This is a genomic window from Kribbia dieselivorans NBRC 106261, assembly GCF_001552435.1.
In the GTDB taxonomy this organism is placed as follows: Bacteria; Actinomycetota; Actinomycetes; order Actinomycetales; family Dermatophilaceae; genus Kribbia; species Kribbia dieselivorans.
In genome coordinates this window covers 1-10,125 of sequence record NZ_BCRE01000171.1, presented here as the reverse complement: position 1 = coordinate 10,125, position 10,125 = coordinate 1, and the positions used below count along the sequence as shown (strand labels likewise).

The window sequence follows — 10,125 nt, the reverse complement described above, 5'->3', positions numbered from 1 at the left end:
GCCTGATCCGACACCGCCTGATCCGACACCGCGGCCTGTGCCGTCGGCGAGATCGCCGGCGTCGCGGTCAGGGACGGCCACAGCCCACCGGCGGCCACCGCACCCAGGACCACGACCACGGCGCAGCCGGCACTGACGAGCGTCACGCGCGAGGTCAGCACGCGCCGGACGGTGTCCACCCGGCGGCGACGCTGCGCCACCCGCGCCCGCCGTCGCACCTCGCGACGATCCGGCTCCAGCATCGGCACCGGGTCCTCGAACAGGCCCCGGCGACGCCCCGCGCCGCCATCTCGAACCCCACTGTCTCGTGCCTCGGCCCGCTCCGCGGCGGCCAGCGCCGACTCCCGGATGCGCCGCGTCAACCCCGCTGTGCCATCGGCGTGGATCAGGTGCAGCGGCTCCGCCGGTACCGCGTCGAAGAACCCCGAGGCGGCCGCCACGGCATCGGGCCGCTGCGCCGGGTCGGGGCTCAGACAGGCGGAGAGCACCGCCAACAGCGGCTCCGGCACACGATCACCGAGCACCTCCCGGGCCGCCCGCTGCGCACCCACCTCGGGCGGGGTGTCGCCGGTCAACGCGAACCAGCCCAGCGCCGCGAGCGCATACACGTCACTGGCCGGCTCGGGGTTTCCGCCGGCGAGCAACTCGGCCGCGACGAAGCCCGGCGTACCCCACTGGGCGCGGCTGCGGCGCCCGACGACCTGGGCCGTCCCCAGATCGGCCAGGCTCGGCCGCCCCGCGAGGTCGAACAGGACGTTGCCCGGTGCCAGATCGCCGTGGACGATCCCGCGCGCGTGCAGGTGGGCCAGCGCACCGGCCAACGGGGCCAGTACGGTGACGCACTCCCCTGGGCTGAGGTGCCCCCGCGCGCGCACCACGCCGCCGAGATCACCGCCCTCGAGCAGGTCGAGGACGAGGACCAGCGAACCCGGCTCCCCCGTGACCCCCGCCGACGCCGCCGCACCGGCACCACCGGGCTCCGCCGCGATCACGTCGTGCAGGCGCACCACGTGATCGTGCTCGACCCCACGCAAGGCCTCGACCTCGGTGCGCCACCCGTTCGACGACGCTCCGCCGGCGACGACCTTCAACGCCACCTTGACGCCATCGGCCGACCTCGTCCCCTCCCACACGGTGCTCGAGGCGCCCTGCCCCACGAGCCGGCCGACGCGATATCCCGACACCTGTGGCGCGACCACGCGCCGCCGCTGATCCGTTGCCCTGTTCACACCACCCAGTGTGCCGAGTATCGCCCGACCGCCCGCCGAGTTTTCCACAGGCAGGCGTAGGCTGCTGCCCATGCGTTTCGAGTACCTCGGCCTGGCTCCGGACACCGTCGACTACGAGCAGGCCTGGGCCCACCAGCGCGAGGTCCATGCGCAGGTCGTCGCCGGCGCCGAGGACACCGTGATCCTCCTGGAGCACACCACGGTCTACACCGCGGGCAAGCGGACCGAACCGCACGAGCGCCCGTTCGACGGGACTCCGGTCATCGACGTCGACCGCGGCGGCAAGATCACCTGGCACGGCCCGGGGCAGATCGTCGGCTATCCGATCGTGCGACTGCCGGCGCCGATCGACGTCGTCGCGCACGTGCGGCGGCTGGAGGAGGTCATGATCCGCACGTGCGCCGACTTCGGGCTCGCCGTCGAGCGCGTCGAGGGCCGCAGCGGCGTGTGGGTCCCCGGCGGGACCGTGCCCGACCGCAAGGTCGGCGCCATCGGCATCCGGGTGAGCAAGCAGGTCACCCTGCACGGTTTCGCGCTCAACTGCAACAACGACCTGTCGTACGCCGACAACATCGTCGCCTGCGGCATCCCCGATGTCGGTGCCACCTCACTCACCCGCGAACTGGGCCGCGAGGTCACCGTGCGCGACGTGCTGCCGGTGCTCGAAGGTCACCTGACCGACGTCCTGGTGCTACCGAACTCCGCTCGTCGATCGACCGTCGGCCCGGTCGCCTGAGCGCTCAGTCCTGCGGCGTCATCGACGCCCACGGCTTGGCCAGGTCGAACACGCGCCCGCTCATCTCGGTCGGGGCGATCTCGACGATGTTGAACTTGTCGGTCGGCACCCACGGGCGCAGCGGCACGTTGTCGGCGCGGTAGGCCTCGCTGCCCTCGAGCACCCGAGCCCGGCCGCGCAGGATCACCGAGGCGGCCTTCTCGTTGGTGTACTCGTCGACCTCGAACGCGACGTCGTCGTTCATGACGACGGCGAGCAGCTTGTTGCCCTCGGCCGTGCGGAACAGCAGGGTCTCACCGTCGACCGCGTAATTGATCGGCGTGATGTGGACCTCGCCGGCCAGGTGGAAGGCCAACCGACCGAATTCGTTCTTGCGCAGCATGTCCCAGCACTGCTCGGTGGTCATGGCGTGTGTGGGATTGGTGTTCATGGCGGCCCCTCTGCTCGAACCTTCTCCGTCCCCAAAGCCTAGTCGGTCGCCTCCGCCCCCAGAGGAGGACCCGTGCAGACGGTGGTCAACGTCTCGTCGACGGCGGGGCGTAGTCTTGATGGACGGACCGGCCACACCCCGGCCGGCCCAGCCGAGACCCTGATGGAGTATCACGTGACCGTCGCCCCGGATGGCCGTCGTCTGCTGCGGGTGGAGGCCCGCAACGCCGAGACCCCGATCGAGCGCAAACCCAGTTGGATCCGCACGACCGCCAAGATGGGCCCGTCGTACACACAGCTGCACTCGATGGTCAAGAACGAGGGTCTGCACACGGTCTGCCAGGAAGCCGGCTGTCCCAACATCTTCGAGTGTTGGGAGGACCGCGAGGCGACCTTCCTCATCGGCGGTGACGTCTGCACGCGGCGCTGCGACTTCTGCGACATCGCCACCGGTCGGCCGGGCCCGCTCGACCTCGATGAGCCGCGCCGCGTCGCCGAGTCGGTCCAGCGCATGGGCCTGCGCTACTCCACCGTCACCGGCGTCGCCCGCGACGACCTGCCCGACGGGGCCGCGAAGCTCTACGCCGACACGATCTGCGCGATCCACGAGCTCAACCCCAACACCGGAGTCGAGATCCTCCCGCCGGACTTCGGCGCCAAGCCCGAGCTGGTCGGGCAGGTCTTCGACGCCCGCCCCGAGGTGTTCGCGCACAACCTCGAGACCGTGCCGCGCATCTTCAAGCGCATCCGCCCGGCGTTCACGTACGACAAGTCGCTGCGCGTGCTGAGCATGGCCAAGGATGCCGAACTGGTGACGAAGTCGAATCTCATCCTCGGCATGGGTGAGGAGGAGCACGAGATCGAGTCGGCGATCCAGGACCTGCACGACGCGGGGTGCGACATCCTGACGATCACGCAGTACCTGCGGCCCTCGCCGTTGCACCACCCCATCGACCGATGGGTCAAGCCGGAGGAATTCGTTCACTGGAGCGAGGTCGCCGAAGCCGCCGGTTTCAAGGGTGTCATGGCGGGGCCACTCGTCCGCTCGTCGTACCGGGCCGGCCGGCTGTGGGCGACCGCCATGCACAAGTGGGGTCGCCCCATCCCGGCACACCTGGCGCACCTCGAGCAGGCTGCCGAGGCACCGGCTCGCCAAGAGGCCGCCTCGCTGCTCGCGGCTCCCACCCAGGCCACCGCCTGACCGTCGATAGGATCTCCCGTCATGGCACGCAGCACCGCATCAGACGAACCGAAGAAGAAGGGCAACTTCTTCTCCAAGGCCGCCAAGCCGTTCAAGGACATCTGGACGGCCTACCGGCAGATCCGCACCATCGACAAGCAGATCGACCTGTGGATGGCGGTGGCCCTCCTCGGCACCGCGGCGATCGGCACCGTGATCGGCACGCTGCTCGGCTACTGGTGGCTGGGCCTGATCCTGGGGCTGCTCCTCGGGTTCTCGGTGGCGCTGTTCGTGCTCGGCCGGCGCGGTGAGAAGGCCGCGTACCGCCAGATGGAGGGGCAGACCGGCGCCGGTGGCGCGGCGCTCATGGCGCTGGGCAAGGGCTGGTACCTCCAGCAGGAGCCGGTGGCCGCGGAGCCGGGTCGGCGCGGGAACGACCTGGCCGACACGGTCATGGTCTTCCGGGCGCTGGGCAAGCCCGGTGTCATCCTCGTCGCCGAGGGGCCCCACGGTCGCGCGGACAAGGCGTTGACCAAGGAGCAGAAGAAGGTCGAGCGGGTCGTGCCCGGCGTCCCGGTGCACACCTTCTACGTCGGTCAGGGCGAGGGGGCCGTCGGGGTCGGCGAACTCAACCGACTCATCCGCCGCCTGCCGCGCGGTGTGACCGATGCGGAGATGTCCGTGACGAACAAGCGTCTGAAGTCGCTGCCCGGCGTGCGTCAGAACCTGCCGGCCGGGGTGGACCCGACCAAGGCCCGCATCGACCGGCGGGCCATGCGGGGTCGCTGAGCCCCACCGCGCTCCGCCTCGTTGCCAGAGCGCAACCGCACGACACACGGATCGCCGATCGCCCGGGTGGGTGATCGGCGATCCGTGTGTGTGGGCCTGCGCAGTCGAGAAGTCAGCGGCTGCGGACGATGATCGTGCCCGCGGCGATGTCGTGGAGCCCGCGGCCGTCCTTGTCCCACACCACGGGCGGGATGACCAGCGCGATCAACACGGTGCGGATCGTCGCCTGCAGCCACGACAACCGTTGGCGCACCCGTGGGATGACCATGAGGCCCATCGCTGCGTGGCCGAGGGTCCGGCCGGTGGTGGCCACAAGAATGATGGTCATGACGACGAACACTGCCAGGGGGACGATCGACTGGGCGTCCAGGCTCAACCCGCCGGCGAGCGGCGCGATCAGCCCGTTGGTGATGACCAGCGCGATGATCCAGTCGATGAACAACGCGACAACCCGCTTGCCCAGGGGCGCCAGCGAGCCCCGTCCGCTCGGCGGAAGTCCGAGAGATTTGCCCGAGTACTCGCCGCCGATGTCCGATGTCGTCACGGGATGCAAGCGTAATGTCGGGTAACACAACGGAAACATCCGGGTGACGGCTGGGAAACAGCCACCGCCTAGGTTGGCTCTGCACCCAAGCGATCGGCGCCCCGACGCCCCGTAGCACCTCCAGGAGGATGGCTTTGTTCACCACGCCCCAGGAAGTCCTCGACTTCATCAGCACCGAGGACGTCAAGTTCGTTGACATCCGTTTCTGCGACCTGCCCGGCGTCATGCAGCACTTCAACGTGCCCGCCGAGACCCTGGACCTCGACTTCTTCACCGAGGGCCAGATGTTCGACGGATCGTCGATCCGCGGCTTCCAGGCCATCCACGAGTCGGACATGAAGCTCGTTCCGGACGTGGCGTCGGCCTTCATGGACCCGTTCCGTGACGAGAAGACGCTCATCATGAACTTCTCGATCGTCGACCCCTTCACCGACGAGCCGTACAGCCGCGACCCGCGCAACATCGCCGCCAAGGCCGAGGCGTACCTGAAGTCGACCGGCATCGCCGACACCGCCTACTTCGGTGCCGAGGCCGAATTCTACATCTTCGACGACGTGCGTTTCGAGACCACGGCGCAGTCGACGTTCTACAAGCTCGACTCGGTCGAGGCCGCGTGGAACACCGGTCGTGAGGAGGAGGGCGGCAACAAGGGGTACAAGACCGCGTTCAAGGGTGGCTACTTCCCCGTGCCGCCGGTCGACCACTTCGCCGACACCCGCGACAAGATCTGCCTGAACCTCAAGGAGGTCGGCCTCAAGGTCGAGCGCAGCCACCACGAGGTCGGCACCGCCGGGCAGCAGGAGATCAACTACCGCTTCGACACGCTGCTCGCCGCCGGCGACGACATGATGAAGTTCAAGTACGTCGTCAAGAACACCGTGTGGGAGGGCGGCAAGACCGCGACGTTCATGCCCAAGCCGCTCTTCGGTGACAACGGTTCGGGCATGCACACCCACCAGTCGTTGTGGAAGAACGGCGAGCCGCTGTTCTACGACGAGCAGGGTTACGGCGGCCTGTCCGACCTGGCGCGCTGGTACATCGGTGGGCTGCTCAAGCACGCGCCGGCGCTGCTGGCCTTCACCAACCCGAGCGCCAACTCCTACCACCGCCTGGTGCCGGGCTTCGAGGCGCCGGTCAACCTCGTGTACTCGGCGCGCAACCGCTCGGCGTGTATCCGCATCCCGATCGCCGGCAACTCCCCCAAGGCCAAGCGCATCGAGTTCCGCATCCCGGACCCGTCGTGCAACCCGTACCTCGCGTTCGCCGCGCAGCTCATGGCCGGCCTGGACGGCATCAAGAACCGCATCGAGCCGCCGGAGCCGATCGACAAGGACCTCTACGAGCTGCCGCCGGAGGAGCACGCCGAGATCGACCAGGTGCCCTTCACGCTCGAGCAGGTGCTCGACGCGCTCGAGGCCGACCACGAGTTCCTCCTCGAGGGTGACGTGTTCACCGAGGACCTGATCCGCACGTGGATCGACTGGAAGATGAACAACGAGGTCGTGCCGCTGCGTCAGCGCCCGCACCCCTACGAGTTCGACCTGTACTTCAGCATCTGATCGACCTGTGACACGGGGCCCTGGTCCTCACAACCGCGCGGAATCTCGCGCGTTCGTGAGGACCGGGGCCCTTGTGGTGTCCGAGTTCGACCCGGTGGACCAACCCCGCCCAATAATCTCGCTTGTCAATAGTATCGTTTAACGGTAGCATAGATCGCGTGATCCGGTCCTTCAAGAACACCGACACAGAGAAGGTCTGGAACCGCGAACATGTCCGCGCCTTCGGACCCGAACTTCAACGGGCGGCGCAGCAGAAACTCCGCCTCCTCAACGCAACCGCAGAACTTGGCAGCCTCCGGGTGCCACCCGGCAACCGCTTGGAGAAGTTGGCCGGCGACCGCGCCGGCCAACACTCCATCCGTATCAACGACCAATACCGCATCTGCTTCGTCTGGACCGAAAACGGCGCCGATGACGTCGAGATCACCGACTACCACTAATCAACCACGCAGAGGAGACCCGATCATGGCAGCGACATCGAAGGCACACGCCCCGATCACTCCGGGCGAGATTCTGCTGACCGAGTTCTTGGAGCCGCTGGGTATCACGCAGTACCGGCTCGCCCAGGCAACCGGGCTCCCCCAGACCCGCATCAGCGAGATCGTGCGCGGCAAGCGTTCCATCACCATCGACACCGCCCTGCGCTTGTCCAAGGCCCTCGGTGTCGACGACCGGTTCTGGATCAACATCCAAACCGACTACGACCTCGAAGTCGAGCGCGACCTCCACGGTGCCGAACTGGCCAAGGTCATCACCCTGGTGGCGAGCTGAAAGCCCCCGGTCCTCACAACCGCGCGGAGTATCGCGCGTTCGCAAGGACCGAGGCCCGCGTCAGATCTCCGCGTCGTGCAGCGCCTCGACGGCGTCGGCGAACATGCGCCGCTTGATCACGCCGAGCGTGGTGCGGTCGCGACCGGCCAACTCACGCACGTAGCCCGCGGCCGCCTCGGCGAGACCATCCAGGGGCGTCGATGCGTCGACCAACCCGGTCGCCACGGCGTCGGGGCCACTGAAGCGCCGACCGGTCGTCATGGAGTCTCGCGCCGCGCTCGGCGTCAGCTTGCTCATGATCAGGGCGTTCATCCCCGGGGTGAAGGGGATGCGGATGTCCACCTCGGGGAAGCAGAAGAACCCGCGGTCCTCACGCATGACCCGGTAATCGTGCGCGACCGCGAGCATGGCGCCGGCGCCGAAGGCGTGCCCGTTGATCGCCGCCACGGTCGGGACCGGCAGGGCCAAGATCCGCGCCATGAGGCCCTGCACCTGCGCGACGTACGTGGCGTATTGATCGGCGTGCTGGGTGAGCCACTCCAGGTCGAGACCGTTGGTGAAGAACTTCCCCTCAGCGGTCGTGACCAGGGCCGCGGGCGCCTTCGAGGCCTCGAGTTCGTCGAGCGCGACATCGACGGCCGCCATCCAGTCCGGCGTGAACCGGTTCTCGTCGTCACCCAGGTTCAGGGTCCAGATCGGCCCGTCCTGCGAGATGGTCACCATGTCGTACTCCTCAGTCGTCACGTCGTGGCAGCATCGCCGCCAGATCCGGCGGCCGGAACATCGCGCCGGGGTGAGTGTTACTGAAGGGTAACGTAACGCGCCTCCGCTAATTCGTGACGCTGCTAACGTCCCGCTGCCCGACGCTGCGTTCCTGCCCGTGCCTCTCGCTCCCTGCGGCTCATTGCCGCCGAAACGCGCACGTTCGCACCCTCGGGGAAGTACCCCCGCCGACGCCGTTCGAGGGAGAGTACGTACCACCAGGGCGGCGTGACGTTCCGCTTCGCTTGGTTGTGGCGCCGACACAATGCCTGCCCGTTGCTGACAATCGTCGCTCCACCCTTGGACCACGGGTAGACATGATCGACCTCGACGGCCGCTGCCGGGCACCGGCCCCACGCCACGAGCCTCGGGCCCTCACAGCGGTTCCCGGCGCGAGTGAGCACGGTCCGGCGGGGCGCGTACTTGAAAGTGCGCCAGGGATCGCGGTGTGCTGGGCCCGGCCCTCGACCAGGTAGCGGGAGAGTGAACACGAGCACCACGGCGAGGATTGCCACCGGCAGTGGCCAGTGGGGACCGATCGTCACCCAGAATCCGTCAACCAGCGGTCGCCATTCCACGAGCCACAGGCTAGCGATGCGCCAAGGTCCTCACGAACGCGCGCCATTTGACGCGTTCGTGAGGACCCCGGGAAGAGAACTCAGCGGCGGTAGATCGACTTCGCCATGAGGTAGGGCTCCAGCCCCTCCGGACCGAGCTCCCGCCCGACCCCGGACGACTTCACGCCGCCGAACGGGGCATTGACGTGCAACTCATAGTGGTTGACGCCAACCGACCCGGTCTCGATCCGGCGCGCCAGGGCCAAACCGTGCGCCGCATCGGCGCTCCACACGACGCCACCAAGGCCGTAGTCGGAGTCGTTCGCCAGCGCAATCGCCTCATCCTCGTCGCCGTAGGGAGTCACGACGAGCACGGGCCCGAAGATCTCCTCCTGCGCGATCACCGACGAGTTGTCGACATCGGCAAACACCGTCGGAGCGACGAACCACCCGTCACGCTCGGGAGCGTCACCTCCGGTGGTCAGGCGCCCCAGCGAGCGGCCCTGCTCGATGTACCCGAGGATCCGCTCCCGCTGCACCTGCGAGACGACCGGCCCGATCTGCGTCGCCGGGTCGAGCGGGTCACCGACCACGAGACCGGACACGGTCTGTGTCACGGCCTCGACGACCTCGTCGTAGCGGCTGCGCGGCGCGAGGATCCGCGTCGCGGCGTGACAGGTCTGGCCGTTGTTCGGCAGCGAGACCTCCAGCAGCTTCGAGGCGAACAGGTCGAGATCGGCATCCTGCGCCACCAGGGAGACCGACTTGCCACCGAGCTCCAGCGTCACCGGGCGCAGCAGCTTGCCCGCGGTTGACCCGATGACCCGCCCCGCACCGGTCGAGCCGGTGAAGGCGATCTTGTCCACGCCCGGGTGCTCGACGAGGTGGGCACCGGCGTCCCGGTCACCCGGCACGACGTTGAGCACGCCGGGCGGCAGCCCCGCCTCCTGGGCCGCCTCGGCGAAGACGAACGCATCCAGCGCGGTCTCCGGCGGCGGCTTGAGCACGACCGTGCACCCGGTCGCCAGCGCCGGGGCGAGCTTCATGATCGCCAGCGCCTGCGGGTAGTTCCACGGCGTCACCGCCGCGATGACCCCGACCGGGCCCCGCACGACGAGGGTGTCCCCGCCGGTCGGGCTGGGCCGCACGTCCTCCAGCTCGAGCGTCGCGGCCACCTTGGCGTAATAGCGCGCGATGAAGCTCGGCGCTCCGCCGTTGACGACCAGCGACTGGCTGATCGGCATGCCGTTCTCGCGGCTGACGAGGGCGGCCGTGTCCTGGCCCCGGGCCTTCAGGGCCGCGACGAACGCGGAGAGTCGTTCACCGCGCTCCGTCGGGGTCAGCTGCGCCCAGGGGCCCTTGAGTGCGCGACGAGCCGCGGCGACGGCATCGTCGATGTCCACCGACGTGGCCAAGGCCGTCGTCGCGAACGGCCGGCCCGTCGAGGCCTCGATGACCTCGTGCGTCGTGCCCTTGGCCGGCTCGACCCAGGTGCCGTCGATGAAGAGTTGGCGACGGTCGAGTTGCCCGCTGGTGTCCATGTGCTCAGTCATGTCGTCCTTCCACGTG

Annotated in this window: 12 protein-coding genes; 6 read left to right on the top strand and 6 right to left on the bottom strand. The window is 68.6% G+C overall.

The genetic code is table 11. The features are described from left to right. On the bottom strand, window positions 1–1,229 hold a 1,229-nt coding region (locus tag KD1_RS13245; RefSeq protein WP_169795398.1), incomplete at its 3' end, for a serine/threonine-protein kinase. Window positions 1,230–1,299: 70 nt separating this feature from the next. Between KD1_RS13245 and lipB the strand changes: the two genes are divergently transcribed. Further along, window positions 1,300–1,965, top strand: a complete 666-nt coding sequence (gene lipB / locus KD1_RS13240) for a lipoyl(octanoyl) transferase LipB (protein WP_068402663.1) — start codon at window positions 1,300–1,302, stop codon at window positions 1,963–1,965. Window positions 1,966–1,969: 4 nt separating this feature from the next. Here the strand turns inward: lipB and KD1_RS13235 are convergent, their stop codons facing one another. Then, window positions 1,970–2,395, bottom strand: a complete 426-nt coding sequence (locus KD1_RS13235; protein ID WP_068402661.1) for a pyridoxamine 5'-phosphate oxidase family protein — start codon at window positions 2,393–2,395, stop codon at window positions 1,970–1,972. A 174-nt stretch (window positions 2,396–2,569) separates the two neighbouring features. On the opposite strand from KD1_RS13235, the gene lipA reads away from it, so the two are divergent. Further along, on the top strand, window positions 2,570–3,595 hold the full coding sequence (gene lipA / locus KD1_RS13230; protein WP_068402667.1) for a lipoyl synthase: 1,026 nt from the start codon (window positions 2,570–2,572) through the stop codon (window positions 3,593–3,595). Between the two features lie 21 nt (window positions 3,596–3,616). Beyond that, window positions 3,617–4,363 (top strand): DUF4191 domain-containing protein, encoded by a 747-nt coding sequence (locus tag KD1_RS13225; RefSeq protein ID WP_068402659.1) that lies wholly within the window; start codon window positions 3,617–3,619, stop codon window positions 4,361–4,363. 112 nt (window positions 4,364–4,475) lie between these two features. Here the strand turns inward: KD1_RS13225 and KD1_RS13220 are convergent, their stop codons facing one another. Beyond that, window positions 4,476–4,907, bottom strand: coding sequence for an RDD family protein (locus KD1_RS13220; RefSeq protein ID WP_068402657.1), 432 nt, complete (start codon window positions 4,905–4,907; stop codon window positions 4,476–4,478). Window positions 4,908–5,041: 134 nt separating this feature from the next. Here KD1_RS13220 and glnA point away from each other — a divergent pair, with 134 nt between their 5' ends. The 3 genes from glnA (at window position 5,042) to KD1_RS13205 (ending at window position 7,237) form a co-directional block, all read left to right on the top strand. Continuing rightward, window positions 5,042–6,466: a type I glutamate--ammonia ligase gene (glnA, locus tag KD1_RS13215; RefSeq protein ID WP_068402654.1), complete on the top strand. Its 1,425-nt coding sequence runs from the start codon at window positions 5,042–5,044 to the stop codon at window positions 6,464–6,466. A 158-nt stretch (window positions 6,467–6,624) separates the two neighbouring features. Further along, the gene (locus KD1_RS13210) at window positions 6,625–6,906 is read left to right on the top strand and encodes a type II toxin-antitoxin system RelE/ParE family toxin (RefSeq protein WP_068402652.1); all 282 of its coding nucleotides are present in this window, start codon (window positions 6,625–6,627) and stop codon (window positions 6,904–6,906) included. A gap of 25 nt (window positions 6,907–6,931) precedes the next feature. Next, on the top strand, window positions 6,932–7,237 hold the full coding sequence (locus tag KD1_RS13205) for a HigA family addiction module antitoxin (RefSeq protein WP_068402650.1): 306 nt from the start codon (window positions 6,932–6,934) through the stop codon (window positions 7,235–7,237). 60 nt (window positions 7,238–7,297) lie between these two features. Here the strand turns inward: KD1_RS13205 and KD1_RS13200 are convergent, their stop codons facing one another. The 3 genes from KD1_RS13200 to KD1_RS13195 all read right to left on the bottom strand — a co-directional run. Continuing rightward, complete coding sequence (locus tag KD1_RS13200; RefSeq protein ID WP_245627410.1) at window positions 7,298–7,981, bottom strand: enoyl-CoA hydratase-related protein; 684 nt, start codon at window positions 7,979–7,981, stop codon at window positions 7,298–7,300. Between the two features lie 101 nt (window positions 7,982–8,082). Continuing rightward, a complete protein-coding gene (locus KD1_RS17680; protein ID WP_217995891.1) occupies window positions 8,083–8,361 on the bottom strand; it encodes an HNH endonuclease in 279 nt (92 codons plus the stop codon). Between the two features lie 296 nt (window positions 8,362–8,657). Then, a partial coding sequence (locus tag KD1_RS13195; RefSeq protein WP_217995890.1) for an aldehyde dehydrogenase occupies window positions 8,658–10,125 on the bottom strand: 1,468 nt, incomplete at its 5' end.

Coding starts and splice junctions, on each gene's coding strand:
- KD1_RS13235 (WP_068402661.1), bottom strand. CDS start 2,395: ATGAACACCAATCCCACACACGCCATGACCACCGAGCAGTGCTGGGAC.
- lipB (WP_068402663.1), top strand. CDS start 1,300: ATGCGTTTCGAGTACCTCGGCCTGGCTCCGGACACCGTCGACTACGAG.
- KD1_RS13205 (WP_068402650.1), top strand. CDS start 6,932: ATGGCAGCGACATCGAAGGCACACGCCCCGATCACTCCGGGCGAGATT.
- KD1_RS13225 (WP_068402659.1), top strand. CDS start 3,617: ATGGCACGCAGCACCGCATCAGACGAACCGAAGAAGAAGGGCAACTTC.